The 15,350-nt window shown below is 74.5% G+C and carries 6 protein-coding genes; 3 read left to right on the top strand and 3 right to left on the bottom strand.

The features are described from left to right. Positions 1 to 8 precede the first annotated feature (8 nt). Positions 9 to 731 carry a hypothetical protein gene (locus tag HT134_RS12515; RefSeq protein WP_175600533.1) on the top strand — a complete coding sequence of 241 codons (723 nt, stop codon included), beginning with the start codon at positions 9 to 11 and terminating at the stop codon, positions 729 to 731. A 59-nt stretch (positions 732 to 790) separates the two neighbouring features. Here the strand turns inward: HT134_RS12515 and HT134_RS12510 are convergent, their stop codons facing one another. Next, positions 791 to 1,234: a YbaB/EbfC family nucleoid-associated protein gene (locus HT134_RS12510; protein WP_175600532.1), complete on the bottom strand. Its 444-nt coding sequence runs from the start codon at positions 1,232 to 1,234 to the stop codon at positions 791 to 793. Between the two features lie 61 nt (positions 1,235 to 1,295). Then, positions 1,296 to 2,675 carry a type VII secretion integral membrane protein EccD gene (eccD, locus tag HT134_RS12505; protein ID WP_312888095.1) on the bottom strand — a complete coding sequence of 460 codons (1,380 nt, stop codon included), beginning with the start codon at positions 2,673 to 2,675 and terminating at the stop codon, positions 1,296 to 1,298. A gap of 291 nt (positions 2,676 to 2,966) precedes the next feature. On the opposite strand from eccD, the gene eccCa reads away from it, so the two are divergent. Both eccCa and HT134_RS12495 read left to right on the top strand, forming a co-directional pair. Further along, positions 2,967 to 6,947 carry a type VII secretion protein EccCa gene (gene eccCa, locus HT134_RS12500; RefSeq protein ID WP_175600530.1) on the top strand — a complete coding sequence of 1,327 codons (3,981 nt, stop codon included), beginning with the start codon at positions 2,967 to 2,969 and terminating at the stop codon, positions 6,945 to 6,947. A 10-nt stretch (positions 6,948 to 6,957) separates the two neighbouring features. After that, positions 6,958 to 9,339: a WD40 repeat domain-containing protein gene (locus tag HT134_RS12495; protein ID WP_175600529.1), complete on the top strand. Its 2,382-nt coding sequence runs from the start codon at positions 6,958 to 6,960 to the stop codon at positions 9,337 to 9,339. Here HT134_RS12495 and HT134_RS12490 read toward each other — a convergent pair. After that, a complete protein-coding gene (locus HT134_RS12490) occupies positions 9,297 to 15,344 on the bottom strand; it encodes a WXG100-like domain-containing protein (RefSeq protein WP_175600528.1) in 6,048 nt (2,015 codons plus the stop codon). The genes HT134_RS12495 and HT134_RS12490 overlap by 43 nt on opposite strands. Positions 15,345 to 15,350 lie beyond the last annotated feature (6 nt).

Here is a 15,350-nt window from a genome sequence, read left to right as displayed (position 1 = left end):
GGACGGCCATGACGAATTTCGACCAAGGTGTCGTGCTCTACCTCAACGGCATCGCCTGCCATTCCTTGGCGGCGGCCATGGCGACGAATCCGGCCCTCAAGATGATCGCCCGGGTCCTCGCCACCTCGTGCGGCACCATGCTCTCCAGCCCGAGCGCCATTCAGGCCGGGGCCGACAACTGCGACGCCATGGGCAACGACGTGGTGGCGGCCGGCAAGTCCCATCGGGCGGCCTTCAACAGCGTGGGCAAGGAGGACTGGGAGAAGATGGGCCGCGCGGAGGCCGACGCGACCTCGTCGGCGTTCGAGAAGGAGGCCAGTGAGGTCAAGCTCGTCTTCGACGCCCTCAAGGGCATCATGTCGACGCTGTCCGGCCACTCGTGGGCCGGCGGCGTGGCGTCCTCCGCGAGCGGGCTCATCATGGTGGGGCTGGTCATGGCCAGCAACGCGGGGTGGTTCCTGGGTCCCGGGAAGGCGGCCGTCGAGGTCGGCACGCTCGCGTCGGGCAACTCGCTGCTGGCGACCGTGCGAGGCGTCGTGGCCAAGAACGCGATGGTCTACGCCACCGCGGCGGGCATGGCGATGGCGCTGCAGAACATGCTGGCGCAGCACTCCATGACGGCCATGGACAGGGCCGCGCACCCCACCGAGAAGGTCCCCCAGTTCGAGCAGGTGTACATCCCGGACCTGCCCACCACGGACAAGAAGGGCAAGCCGCTCGGCGAAGCCTGAGGCCGCCGGCCCGCGCGGGCGGCCTCAGGCCGCCGCCCGCGCCGAGGGACCCGGGCGGGTCAGAGGTCGAGGCGGCGGCGGATGCGGTCGAGCTCGCCCATGACGTCCTCGAACGTCCGGTTGTACGCCGCCTCAGCCTCCTTGATCTTGTTGAGCGCCTCGTCGGGGTTGTTGACGTACTTCATCGGGTTGTCGTCCTCGCCGAACGCCTCCGACATGGCGCCGCTGACCTGGTTCTGCAGGTCGGCGGCCGCGTCCCGGAACACCACCTTGATCAGGTCGGCCAGTTCCCCCGAGGACAGCCGCATCGCCTTGGGGTGGAGCTGGAGCTCGCGCAGTCCCTCGCTGCCGTACTCCACGGTCACCAGGCCGTCGTCGTCCTGCGCGCGGCCGACGACGGTGGACATGGACTTCTGGAGCTCCTCGATCCGGGCGAACTGCTCGTCAGCCCCCTTGAGCAGCTTGTCGATGTCAATGTTCGCGAAGTCTCCGAATTCCTGCATTACCGCTCCACCTTCGCATCACAGTTAAATCGCGCAGCAACCTACCAGCCGGACAACCGACTCAGCCGGACAATCCGCGCACCCACGTATAGACCTCAAGCACCCCGAGCGCGAGCGGGAAGAGCTCGACGATCAGCACGACGTCCAGGATGTCCCCCGCGCGTCCCCAGAACGGCGACGGCTTGCCCGAGGGCAGCCACAGGCCGATCCCGACGGCCATCAGCCCCAGCCACAGCGCGCCGACCGCCACGGCCACGGCCCCGATCACGCCCGAGCCGGAGCCGAGGGTGAAGGCGAGCACGCCGAAGGCCGTCAGGCCCGTCATGATGAGCCACAGCCGCTGCCGGACCCCGCGGAAGATCCGGGCCCGCATGATGAGCGTCAGCCCGAGCGTGCCGATCATGAGGTCGGCGATCCACCCGTCGTCGGTGGACAGCAGCACCATCGTGAGCAGCGACGTCAGCGCGATCGCGATGATCATCCCGGTGGCGTAGCGCTGGGCGATCGCGGTCCGCTCCTGGATCGCCGCGCTGTCGAGCCGCTGGTTGTCGCTGCGCAGCTCCTCGGCCGTGGTGGGCATGGCCGGCAGGGGCACCTTGGCCAGGCGGAACGACAGCGTCGGCACGAGCGGGCTGAGCGCCAGCAGCACCGAGATCTCGACGGCGGCCACGCCCGCGGGCGGCGCGGCGAACACCATGATGACGGCCGCGCCGATGGCCCCGGCCGTCGAGGCGATGGACGTGCCGAGGAAGCCCGGCACGCCGTCCGAGATGAGCACGCCGCCGATCGTCGCGACCAGCGCGGTGCAGGCGAACGCGGCCAGCGCGTGCGGCGCGCCGATGTTCGCCAGGACGCCGCCGCTCGCCGGGGCGAACAGCCCGGCCAGGAAGCCGTACGGCAGCGCGGCGTGGCCGATGAGCGCGCCCGCGAGCGAGTCGCCGACCGCCCTGGACAGCACCGCGCCCGTCGCCAGCAGCACGATGGAGAGCACCCCGGCGACCACCGTGACGACCAGCGCCGGCGCCCCCGAGGTCATGAGCGCGATCGCGCCGGCGACCAGCACGCCGAGGGCGCCGGTGGCTCCGGCGAGCCGGGTGTGCCGGTTGGACCAGGGGCCGGAGGCGTTCTTCACGCCGGTCGCGACCACGTCGGCCACGTCGTCGAACAGCGCGGGCGGCAGGATCGCCTCCCGCGGGCGCAGGTAGAGCACCTCGCCGTCGAGGATGCCGAGCTCGCCGAGGCTCTGGCCGAGGTCGAGGGGGGCGCCGCCGAGACGCTGGAGGGTCCAGCCGGGGGCCGCCGCCGCCTCGCCGCCCACCTCGTCGAGCGCGCGCAGCAGGTTGGGCAGCACGTGCGGGAGGGGGATGTCGGCGGGCAGCGCCAGGTCGGCCTTCTTCCTCGGCCCCACGATCGTCACGTGGCACAGCGGGGGCAGCGGCACGGGCACCTGCGCGAGCGCGCCCTGCCGGATCGGCCCCTGGAAGGGTCCCTGCGGCGGTCCCGGCAGGTGCGGGGGCCCGGGCGGATACGGCGGCCCGGGCGGGCCGGGTGGCCCGGGTGGACCGGGCGGCCCCGCCGGCGGGCCGTGCGGGATCGGCCCCGATACGGCCGGCCCATGGACCATAGGTCCCATGTGTCGTCACTCCGTCCCACGAACGCCATGGACAACAGAGAACATACTGGGTCCCTTCTGGTAAGAAGGGCACCAATCGATACGGAGGACCGTCTCACGGTGAGCATCGTCGTAGTAAGGCGTCCCGAGCGGCGCCCAAGCCCCAAACCACCCCGCGGAGAGATCCTGCTGGAGTCGCCGCCGGAGATCCCGGAGGTGCAGGGGCAGGGGTTCATGATGGTGCTCACGTACCTGCCGATGCTGGCGGGCGGCGCGGCGATGGCGCTGATGTTCACGGCGGGCGGCAACTCCAACCCCATCATGTACGTGGCCAGCGGCATGTTCGCGGTGTCCATGGTCGGCATGACGATCGGCCAGATGGGCCGGCAGGCCGGCGAGCGCAGGTACCGGCTCAACGGCGCCCGCCGCGACTTCTTCCGCTACCTGTCGCAGGTGCGGAGCAAGGTCAGACGGGCCGCCAAGCAGCAGCGCGAGGCGCTGGAGTGGAGCGGCCCCGAGCCCGACGCGCTGTGGTGGATCGCGATGGGCCCCCGTCTGTGGGAGCGCCGCGCCCGCGACGACGACTTCAGCACGGTACGGCTCGGCACGGGCGTGCAGAAGCTGGCCATCCAGCTCATCCCGCCGGACTCCAAGCCCGTCGAGGACCTCGACGCCCTGTCGGCCGGCGCGCTGCGCAGGTTCGTGCGGGCGCACGCGACGGTGGCCCGGCTGCCCGTGGCCGTCGCCCTCGGCTCGTTCGCCCGGATCAGGATCACCGGCGACCCGGTGGCCGTGCGCGACATGGTGCGGGCCATGGTCGGCCAGATGGCGGTGTTCCACTCGCCGGACGACCTGCGCGTCATGGTGTGCGCCGACGAGGAGTGGATGGCCCACTGGGACTGGATCAAGTGGCTGCCGCACGCGCTGCACCCCGACGAGACGGACGGCGCCGGCCAGGTCCGGCTCATGGCCGAGAACCTCAGCGAGCTGGACCGCCTCGTGGGCAACGAGCTGAAGGAGCGCGCCCGGTTCCGGCCCGGCTCGGCCGGTGACGCGCTGCCGTACCACGTGCTCATCGTGGACGGCGGGCACGTGCCGCACGACTCGCAGCTCGGCACCGACGCCATCCAGGGCGTCACGGTGCTCGACCTGTCCGGCAACACCGGCGCGGTCGAGGAGAAGAGCACCCTGCGGCTGGACGTGCAGCCCGACGGGTTCCACATGGTCAAGATCGACCACACCGGCAAGGAGACCAAGACCCGGCTCGGCGACGCCGACCAGCTCGACTACCTGCGCGCCGAGGGCCTGGCCAGGCAGCTCGCCCCGCTGCGCGCCTCGGCCGCCAGCGCCGGCGAGCCGGAGGACGTGCTCGCGGCCAACACCACGCTGACCGACCTGCTCGGCATCGGCGACCCCCTGCGCCTCGACCCGGCGCTGACCTGGCGCCCCCGGGCCGGCCGCAACCGGCTGCGCGTGCCCATCGGCCTCGGCGCCGACGGCCGCGTGGTCGAGCTGGACATCAAGGAGTCGGCGCAGGGCGGCATGGGCCCGCACGGCCTGGTCATCGGCGCCACCGGCTCCGGCAAGAGCGAGCTGCTGCGCACGCTGGTGCTCGGCCTGGCCGTCACCCACTCCTCCGAGATCCTCAACTTCGTCCTCGTCGACTTCAAGGGCGGCGCCACGTTCCTCGGGCTGGAGTCGCTCTCCCACGTCTCCGCGGTCATCACCAACCTGGAGGACGAGCTGCCCCTGGTCGACCGCATGCACGACGCGCTGCACGGCGAGATGGTGCGCCGCCAGGAGCTGCTGCGGGCGGCCGGCAACTACGCCTCGCTGCGCGACTACGAGCGGGCCCGCGAGCAGGGCGCCGACCTGGCGCCGATGCCGACGCTGTTCGTGGTGCTGGACGAGTTCAGCGAGCTGCTGTCGGCCAAGCCGGAGTTCATCGAGCTGTTCGTGATGATCGGCCGGCTCGGCCGCTCACTCGGCGTGCACCTGCTGCTCGCCTCGCAGCGGCTGGAGGAGGGCCGCCTGCGCGGCCTCGACACCCACCTGTCGTACCGCATCGGCCTGCGCACCTTCTCCGCGATGGAGAGCCGCGTCGTGCTGGGCGTGGCCGATGCCTACGAGCTGCCGTCGGCCCCCGGCAACGGCTTCCTCAAATTCGACACGACGGGCATGACCCGGTTCAAGGCCGCGTACGTGTCCGGGCCCTACCAGGCCGACCCGCGCCACGTCCCGGCCGACGGCGGCTCGGTGATCCAGACCCAGATCGTCGAGTACGGCCCCGGCCACGTGCCGATCCCCGTCGTCGAGCAGCCCGCCAAGGAGGTGGCGCCGGCCGAGGAGAAGGGGCCGCAGCGCAGCCTGCTCGACATCGTCGTGGAGCGGCTGGCCGGCCAGGGCCCGGCCGCCCACCCGATCTGGCTGCCGCCGCTCGGCGAGCCGCCCACCCTCGCGCACCTGCTGCCGCCGCTGTCCGTCACCCCCGAGCTGGGCCTGTCCACGCCGGGCTGGGACGGCCGGGGCCGGCTGCACGCCGTCGTCGGCATCATCGACAAGCCGTTCGAGCAGCGGCGCGACCCGTACTGGCTGGACCTGTCGGGCGCGGCCGGCCACGTCGGCGTCGCCGGCGGCACCCAGAGCGGCAAGAGCAACGCGATCCGCACCCTGATCACCAGCATGGCGCTCACCCACACACCTCGCGAGGTGCAGTTCTACTGCCTCGACTTCGGCGGCGGCACGCTCGGCTCGCTGGAGGGGCTGCCGCACGTCGGCGGCGTGGCCAGCCGCCTCGACGCCGAGCGGGTGCGCCGGACCGTCGCCGAGGTCGCCGGCCTGCTCCAGCGGCGCGAGCGCGACTTCACCGACAGGGGCATCGACTCGATGGTCACCTACCGGCGGCAGGTCGCCGACGGCACCATCGAGGGCGACGGCTGGGGTGACGTGTTCCTGGTGGTCGACGGCTGGCTGACGATCCGCCAGGAGTTCGAGGGCCTGGAGGCCGTGATCACCGACCTGGCCGCCCGCGGCCTCGGCTACGGCATCCACGTGGTCGCCTCCACCAACAAGTGGTCGGAGTTCCGGGCCAGCATCCGGGACCTGTTCGGCACGCGGCTGGAGTTCAAGCTCGGTGACGCGTACGAGTCGGAGGTCAACCGCAAGGCCGCGCTGGCCGTGCCCGAGGGCACCCCGGGCCGCGGCCTGACCAAGGAGGGCATGCACTTCCTGTCGGCGCTGCCCCGCATCGACGGCGTGCGCGGCACCGAGGACCTGGCCGACGGCGTGCGCTCGCTCGTGGACATCATGAGCGCCTCCTGGCAGGGGCCGCAGGCCCCTCCGGTGCGCCTGCTGCCGTCGTTGCTGCCCGCCGCGTCCCTGCCCGGGCCGGACGAGACCGGGCCGGGCCGGATCGCGCTCGGCATCGACGAGGCGTCGCTGTCGCCGGTGCTGCTCGACTTCGACACCGATCCGCACTTCGTGGTGTTCGGCGACACCGAGTGCGGCAAGAGCAACGTGCTGAAGCTGATCATGGAGGGCCTGGTCGCGCGGAAGACGCCCAGGGAGGCCATGATGATCGTGATCGACTACCGCCGGGCGCTGCTCGACACGGCGGTCACCGACCACCGCATCGGCTACGCCGCCTCCAGCAAGGCCGCGACGGACCTCGTCAACGACGCCCGCAGCGCCCTGCTCAAGCGGCTGCCGCCCGCCGACCTGACGCCCGAGCAGCTCCGCTCCCGAAGCTGGTGGGAGGGGTCCGACCTGTACATCGTCGTGGACGACTACGACCTCGTCGCGACCTCGTCGACCAGCCCGCTGCAGGGGCTGGCCGACCTGCTGCCGCAGGCCCGCGACATCGGCCTGCACCTCATCCTCGCCCGCCAGATGGGCGGCGCCAGCCGGGCCCTGTACGACTCGGCGGTGCAGCGGATGAAGGAGATGGCCTCCCCGGCGCTGATCATGTCGGGCAACAAGGACGAGGGAGCGCTGTTCGGCAACGTCCGGCCGCAGCCGCTGCCGCCGGGCCGCGGCTTCTACGTGGACCGCCGGTTCGGCGCGCGGCTCGTCCAGACCGCGTACCTGGAGCCGTCCGAGTAGGTTGGCCGCCATGTCCGAGGTGCGTTACCGGGTGACGGGGCCGTCCTTCCCCGGCCTGGCCGACCTGACGGCCGGGCCGGAGGGCGTCGTCCGGCTCCGGCACGAGACGGCCGCCGGGGTGCGGGGCTGGACGGCCGAGCCGGACCCGGCGGTGTGGCCGTGGCTGCTGGACGCGCTGCGCGCGGCGGGCTTCCCGGACGCGGCCCCGGAGCCGCCAGTGCCGGGCGGCCCGCTGTGCGAGATCAGGGTCACCGGCACGGAGCCGGCGGGCACGCTGGTCGTGGCGTGGCCGGGCGGCGGGGCGAGCGGGCGCGGAGACGCACCCGGAGGCCCCGGAGGCGCGCCCAGAGGATCCGGAGGTCCAGGAGACGAGCCCGGAGGTCCAGGAGACGAGCCCGGAGGACCTGGAGGCTCGGCGGGCGGGCTCGGGGCCGCCCTGCGGATCCTGGACGCGCTGGTGCGGCAGGTCGGCGGGGCCGCGCTGGGCGAGCGAGGGCCGGGCGTCCCGGACGAGCTGCCCCCACTCGCCCGCCGCCGCGCCCCGGAGCCCGCCGCGTCCTCGGGGTCCTCCTTGTCCGGCTCGACGCACGGCGAGGCCGGGGAGCCGTCCGGCGAGGCCGGGGAGCCGTCCGGAGGCCCGGTGAGCGGGCGCTTCGGCGTGCCGGGCGCCGCCGCGTTCGGCACGGCCGGTGGGCGGCCCGCGTACGCCGTTTCCCGCCCAGGAGCCTCCTTCGCCCTGTACGGCCTGCCGGACGACGAGCCGCTGGGCGGCGCCGCCGTGACGGACGCCCCCGCCCACGCCCTCGCGCTGGGGTCGGCGGGCGGCCGCGACCTCGTCGCCACCGGCGGCGACGACGGCGCCATCCGGGTCTGGGACACCGCCGACGGGCGGCGGCTGCACGCCGCGACCGGCCACGACGGCCCGGTCAGGGCGCTCGCGGCCGTCGGCGGCCTCGTCTACACGGGCGGCGACGACGGCCGGGTGCGGGTCTGGGACGCCGACGGGTCGCTGGGCGCCATGCCGGACGGCCACGAGGGCGCGGTCACCGCCGCCTGCGCCCACGGCACGCTGCTGGTCACGGGCGCGGAGGACGGGGCGGTCCGCCTCCTGGACGCGGCGGACGGCCGTCTCCTGCGGGTCCTGCGCGGCCACGACGGCTGGGTGAACGCGGTCGCCGCCCGGGAGGGGCTGGTGGCCTCGGCGGGCTCGGACCGGGTGGTCCGGCTCTGGGACCCGGCGACCGGCGAGCCCGCGGGCGCCCTGGACGGGCACGGGGCGAGCGTGACCGGGCTGGCGTTCCTCACGGTGGGGGGACGGGCGGCGCTGGCCTCGTGCGGCCTCGACGGCGAGGTGGTGGTCTGGGACCTCGGGGCGGGGGCGCCGACGGCGCGCTGGCGTACGGGCGCGTGGGCGGCCGGCCTCACGGCGGTGGGCGGCGGCGCGCGCGACCGGCTCGTGAGTGCGGGTGACGGGGTGCGGGTCTGGGAGGCGGACGGCACGCCCCTGACGGTCCTCTCGACGGCCCCGGCGACGGCGGTCGCCGCGGGCGCCGGGCAGCGGGGAGAGCGCGTCGTCGCGGGGTTCCCGGACGGGGCGATGCGGGTCTGGCGGCTCCCGGACGGTGAGCCCGGCGTCGAGGAGGCGCCGTCGCAAGGCGTCACGGCCGAGGTGTCCCGGGTGGACGGCGGGGTCACGGCGCTGGCACTCGACGGGGCGACGATCGTCTGCGGCACCTCCTCCGGCACCGTACGCCTCCACGGCACGCCCGGCGGCGCGACGGTGGTGCCCACGCCGCACTCCGGGCCCGTGACCGGGCTCGCGTTCGACGGCGGGCTGCTGGTCTCCGGCGGCCTGGACGGGACCGTGCGGACCTGGGACGGGCTCTCCGGACGGCCGCTGCGCCGCCTGCTCGGCCACGCGGCGGGCGTCACCGCCGTCGTCACCGGCCGGGTGAACGGCCGGCGGGTCATCGCTTCGAGCGGGTACGACCGGACCGTCCGGGTCTGGGACACGGACACGGGCGAGCCGCTGCTGATCGTCCACGGGCATCCCTTCCCCGTGTACGCGCTGGCGTTCGGCCGGACCACGGACGGCCGCACCGTCCTCGCCGCCGGCAGCTACGACGGTCGCGTCCCCGTGCGCGACCCCGTGACCGGTGAGGACGTGGTCGTGCTCGGCGGCGCCCCCGGCGTGGTCCGGTGCCTGGGCTTCCTCGGCCCCGGAGTCCTGGCGGCGGGCACGGGCGACGGCGCGGTGCGGGTGTGGCGCCTGCCCGCGGAGGAGCCGGTCGCCGAGACGCGGCTGACGGGGACCCCGCTGGCCCTGTCCCCCGGCCCGTACGTCGTCACTCAGGGCGGGGTGATCAACCTGAGCACGTGGTACCCGGGATAGCGGATCTCGGCGACCCCCGCCGCGATGTAGGCGTCGTCCAGCATCTTGCTGCCCCGCGTCCACGCCATCTTGACGCGCTGGGCGTCGACCGGCCGCGCGTACGGCGCGAGCGAGGGCGCGTAGTGCACGGCGACCAGCCGCCCGTCCGACGTCTCCAGCAACGTGTACTGCGCCATGGCCAGGGGAAGGCCCCGCGACCCCGGACCGTCCACGGAGCGGAAGTAGAGGGAATAGGTGAGCCGGCCGCCGTCCAGGCTCCACTCGCCCAGCTCGGCGCGGACGCCCGCGCCCGGGTACTCGACCTCGGCGACGCGGCGCAGCCACGCCTCGAGCGCGTCGGGGTCGGCGGTGCCGGAGCGCAGCACGTCCCGCAGGGTCTCCCCCGGCGGCAGCTCGTGCGGCGCGGCGGCGACGACGTCCTCGGCCCGGTCGCCCCACCGGGCCGCCTCGCGCTCCAGCGGCGTGGCGGAGGCGTCCAGCGCGGCCCGGACGGTCAGCGGCGCCTGGTCGAGCTCCCGCCTGGCCCGCTCCAGCAGGGCGGCGGGTGAGCGTTCCTCGCGCGTGCCCAGCGGCGTCCGGTCGTGACGGCTGGCGAGCCCGCCCAGGAAGTGGACGTCCTTCTCGGTCAGGGGCCGGTCCGCCGGACGGCCCAGCAGGTCGTTCACGGCGTCCCGCAGCCAGCCGCCGTCCGGGAGCGCCTCGTACGGGCCCCGGCCCAGCCACACCGTCAGGCCGTGCAGGCGGATCAGCTCCTCGGCGTTGAACGAGTGGTCGCGCTGCGCGCCGTACACCTCGGCCGCCAGGTCTCCCAGCGCCCTGACGTAGCGCAGGTGCTCGTGCGTGATCTGGTTGAAGGTGAGCCGGTCGTCGACGCGGTTGCCTCCGAAGAGGGCCACCACGCGGTCCAGCAGCCGGACGTGCTCCAGCCACGAGCCCTCCACGGGGAAGCGCTTCAGCAGGATGCGGATGTGGTTCGGCACCACGCCCCGCTCCGGGTCCGTCCTGCTCCAGGGCGTCGGCACGACCGGCTCGCCGGCCGGCACCCTGCGCAAGGGGACCATCGGCTCGGGCACGTCCTCGCGGATCAGGTGCTCGTTCAGGGTCCACAGGTGACGGTCGCGCAGCCCGGAGACCTCGGGCACGGCGAGCCGCTGGAGGTCGTGCACGCCCGCCCATCCCCGGTCCGGGCGGGTCGCCCACTGCACGACGGCCGGGCCCATGACGCTGCCGTCGCGAGCCGGGCGCTCCAGGTCCAGGACCCGCGTGGTCTTGCGCATGCGCGGGTCCAGCGACTCCATCTCCAGGCCGAGCAGCTGCCCGATCTTCTGGGCGTGCAGGTTGAGCGGTGCGAGCTCGGCCAGCACCGGCCGCTCCACCCGGAGCTTCCAGTTGTCGGGGAGGCGGCGCGTCAGCTCCACCCGCTCGCCCCTTTCGGCGCCGGCCGGCGCCCGCTCGAACCGCACCCGCACGTGCAGCTGGGAGCCGTCCACCGGGAGCCGGTGCTGATGGTTGAAGTGCAGGTCGACGGCGTCGCGCACGTCGGAGAAGATCTTCAGCAGGGCCTCGGGCGACAGGTCCTTCGACACGCCGTACCGCAGGGTGAGCGTGAACTCGGTGACCCGCTGGAGCGTCCCGTCGGCGGCGCGCGCCTGCATTCTGCGCGCCTCCACCGTGTGCGCCTCGTCGCGGGTGATGACGTGGGCCTCGACGTACTTGCGCGCCGCGGCGATGGAACGCTCGCTCACCGTCTTGCGCGGGTCGAGGGCGTAGGCGTGGTCCTGCCGGAGGACCTCTCGCACCTCCCCCGCCGCCACCAGCGGGGAACGGGCCCCGGCGTCGGTGGCCGGGGTGCGGGTCTCGGAAGGCGCGCCGTCCCGGCCGCCGGCGGGATCGGTCTCCTCGTCATGCCGGACGAGGTCGGACCGGTCCGCCCATGCCGGGTCGAGCCAGGTGGGCGCCCTCACCGGCTCCATGCCGAGCTGGCGGACGACCTGCTGCACCAGGTGGAGGGTGGGTGCTTCGGCGCGGAAGTCCAGCGGTCCCCGCGTCATGGAGTGGTCGCCGTGGGCGATCGTGGCCCTGGTGGGGCCGACGGCCACTTCGAGCCTGACGCGCACGTGGAGCTGGTCGCCGTCGGCCGTGCGGTGCCTGCCGTTGACGTACCGGTCGAGCCCTTCCTGCAGACGGGCGTTGAAGGCGCGGATCTCCTGCGGTGACAGCTCGGACGAGGCGACCCGGAGCCGGACCGTGTACTCGGTGATGTGCCTGAGCTCCCCGGCGGCGTCGTAGCCCTCGAAGCGGCGCTGCTCGACGCGGGCCTCCCGGGGGTCGGCCGCCCGGAGCGCCACGACGTCGGCGTGGGCCCGCTGGGACTCCGACCGGGACGCCGCCACGGCCTCCTCGGGGTCGAGCGCGAAGGGGTGCGCCCCCCAGTCGTCGAGCATGGCGGCGATGACGGCCCGCTCGCGCGGGGTGAGGTCGTGGTTGGGCGGGAACTGGTGCGGCCGGCCATCGGGTGCGTGGGACGACGTGGGACCGCCCGGCTTGCCGTCGAGGCCGTAGAGCCGGTCCACCATCCGGGCGAAGTCCTCGCCGTCGACGACCCGGCCCCACCACGGGCCGTTCTGCGACCGGCGCAGCTCCAGCATGATCGCCACGTGATCGACTCTGCCGTCGGACAACTTCACGGAGTGCTCGGCCGCCGTGGCGAACAGCTCGGCCGCCCGCCGCGTGAGCTCCGGGCTGGGGGGCTTGGCGAAGAACTCCGCCGCCGCCCTGTGCACCGCCTCCGGGCCGATCTCGTCCGGCCGCGGCGTGCCCAGGGCGTGGCTGTTCCACTCCACGAGGCGGGACAGCCCCTCGACCACGCGCGGCGTGACCGGTTCGCCGTCCCCCAGCACGGCGGCGACGCCCTCGAGGATCGAGCGGCCGTCGGAGTCCGCGCCGAGGTAGTACACGAGCTGGTGGACCCGCTCCACGTCCTTGACCTTCAGGTCGGCCGGGGCGGCTCCGTAGATCGTGCGTATGGAGTCGTGCAGTTCCCTGACGTAGTCGATCTGGTCCCGGGTGGTGACGCCGCCTTCGAAGAGCCAGTCGGCATGGTCCAGCACCCACAGGTGGTCGAGCAGGTCGCCGTCCTGGTGGGGGAACTGGTGCAGCAGGTCGAGAATGTGGGACGGCATGACGAGGTTGTCGGCCACGTACTCGGAGCGGGAGAACTCGTCGGCCCGCACCCGGTACCCGGCCTCGCCGACGGCCGGCCCCTTTCCGTGTCCGGGCGGGTCCGCCCGCCGGTCGTCGGCCTCCGCCCGGTGCAGAAGGCCCTCGATGCGCTGCAGGTGATGGTCCAGGAGGCCGGCCAGCGGGGGCACGCCGTAGCCGTGATGGTCGACCATCAACTCCCTGCTGCCCCAGGAGGGGACGCTGGCGTTGCCCATGAGGTTGGCCGCGAACCCGCGGGCGCCACTGGTCAGGGTCCGGCGTTCGCCGATGCGGACCTCGTGGTACTCGTCCACCAGGCCGAGGTGGTGCCCCAGCTCGTGCGCGTGGATGTGCGGCGGGTCACCGAGGTACCAGGTGTTCTGGTTGGCCCGCCCGTCTCCCGCGCGGAAGGTGACCACGTCGTCCGCGCCCGCCCTGGCGTTGTCGGCCCGCTCGAACGTGAGCCTGACGTGGAGCTGGCTGCCGTCCGAGAGCCGGTGCTGGTGGTTGAAGTAGAGGTCCACGCCGTCCATCGCGCTCGCCTGCAGCCGCAGGACGTCGGCATGCGTGACACCGGCGTCGGCCACCCAGCGGACCTTGACCGCGATCTCGGTGACCCATCGGGTCTCGCCGCCGGTGCGCACCCCGATGCGGCGGACCGTCACGTCCGCCGACCGGTCGAGGGCCGCCTTCTTGCGCGCGTTCGCCTCCGTCTCGGGCGCCCGGCTGTCCACGCACAGGCCCGAACGGCCCTCCACCCGGTACGCGGTCGCGTGCTCGCGCAGGTGGGCCCATTCGCTCGCCCGCAGGGCCCGATGCGGGTCGATGCGGTTGGCGTGGACGCCCCGGAGCTGGGCCAGCTCCGCCGCGGTGTGGACCGGCAGGAGGGGGCGGCGCGTGTCCGGGCTGACCACGGTGCCGCCGGGAGCGCGGACGATCGGATGGGGGCCTTTGCCCTCGGCGCCCGAGGGTGACGCGGGGGCGTCCGCGTGTGTCTGCTCGGCCGGGGCGTCGCTCCGGGCGCCCTGGGTGTGCTCGCCGGGGTGGTGGGAGGAGGCCGGCGGTTCGGCGCGGCGGCCGGTGAACGTGGTGCCGGAGTCCTCGAAACGCACCGGGCCCGCGGGCGGCCCGCCGTCCCCCTGCCGGGCGGCGGCGGGCGAGGCGGGGGCGGCGGAGGCGTCCGGGGGCGGGGCGTCGGCGGCGTGCGGCGGGGCGCCGGCGGTGTGCTGCTCGGACGCGGCGGCGGCTTGGTGGGTGGGCTGGTGGGCCGGCTGGTGCGCCGGCTGATGAGTGGGCTGGTGGGCGGGCTGCGGGTCCTGGGGGACGGCGCGGTTGATCATCGCGTCCACCGTGCCGCGGTCGGGCGTTCCGGGGCGGGGCCGGTCGTGGCCCCCCGGCCGGGCGGCGTCCGCCTGGCCGTCGGGCACGGCCCGGTGACCGGCCGCCGCAGGAGGCTGGTCGGCCCGTACGGGAGCCTGCTCGGCCCGGACCTGAGCCTGCTGGTCGGGCGGCGTGTGGGAGTGGTCCGGCCGTGCGCGCGGCGCCTCCGCGGCCTGGGCGTGCCCGCCGGGGTCCGGCCTGGCCTCCGGCGCGTCGGCGAGAACGGTGTGCCGGGAGTGCTCCCCGGCAGCCGCCTGACCGGCGTGCGCGACGTCCGCTCCGGCCCTGTGGGCGGCGTCCGCTCCGGCCCTGGCCCGTACGAGCTCGTCCATCCCGGGCACCGCGTGCGGCACGTGCTCGCCGCCGGCGCGGGCGGCGGGCGCGCGGCCGACAGGCGCCGAGTCACCGGGCGCGTGGGCGGCGAGCACGGGCTCGCCGTCCGCCTGGTGCGAGAACACGTCGGCGTCCGGCCGCCGCCGCGCTCCCCCCACCTCTCCGTCGGCGGGATGGCCGCCCAGCGGAGGCTCCGGATGGGTGGACGGGGGCATGTCGAGGTCCGCGCCGAACGCCTTCGCGGCGTTCCCCAGGTGCTTCACCCCACCCCCGGGGCTCCAGGTCCCCCAGTGGCCGTCGGCGCCTCCGACGGCGCCCGACGTCATGCCCTTCAGCACGAGCTCCCAGTCGACGCCGTCCCTGCCGTCCAGGAGCTCGGAGGCCAGCGTCGCCCCGCCGTTGGCCACCGCGGAGTGCGCCATCAGCGTCCACAGCGACCGTACGGGCATCGCCCACGCCAGGCCCGTCATCAGCCCGCCGGTCAGCGCGCCCATGCCCGCGGACGTGCCGACCTGCTTCCAGTCCACGCCGTCGCGTCTCGACTGCGTCGCCTGGACCAGCAGGTCCAGGCTGCCCATCAGGCCGCCGAACAGCGCGATGTTGAGCAGCAGCCGCCTGCCGAACTCCTTGATCGTCCACCGTGCGGCCTGGGCGCGCAGCTTCATCAGCCGCAGGGCCAGGCGCCCGGCCGGGGTCACCAGGGCCACCGACAGGGCCACGAGCTGCGCGACCAGCAGCAGCACCGTGAGGCGCATCAGCCGTTTGGTGAACTGGATCTGCACCCCGAGGTCGTTGCAGGCGATGGCCAGCCCGACCAGCCGGGACACGAGCGTGGCGCGCCGGCCTCCCACCTCGCGCTGGACCCGCGCGACGAAGGCGCGCAGCGCGGCGCCGTCCCAGGAGTCGCCGATGCCCCGCAGCAGCCCGGCCCCGTCGCCGTCGGCTCCCCGCGCGACGCCCTTGGCGGCGCCGAGCAGCGCGTCGGCCAGCCTGAACAGGGCGTTCTCGTCGCCCTTCGGCCAGTCGGTCCCCAGCACCCACCCGACCCACGGGCGGACCCAGGCCGGCACCGGGATGCCGTCGATCCACATGCCTGC

This window comes from Nonomuraea rhodomycinica, from assembly GCF_013363995.1.
Taxonomy (GTDB): domain Bacteria; phylum Actinomycetota; class Actinomycetes; order Streptosporangiales; family Streptosporangiaceae; genus Nonomuraea; species Nonomuraea rhodomycinica.
The sequence above is the reverse complement of the archived record's forward strand: the minus strand, read 5'-3'. Positions and strand labels throughout refer to the sequence as shown.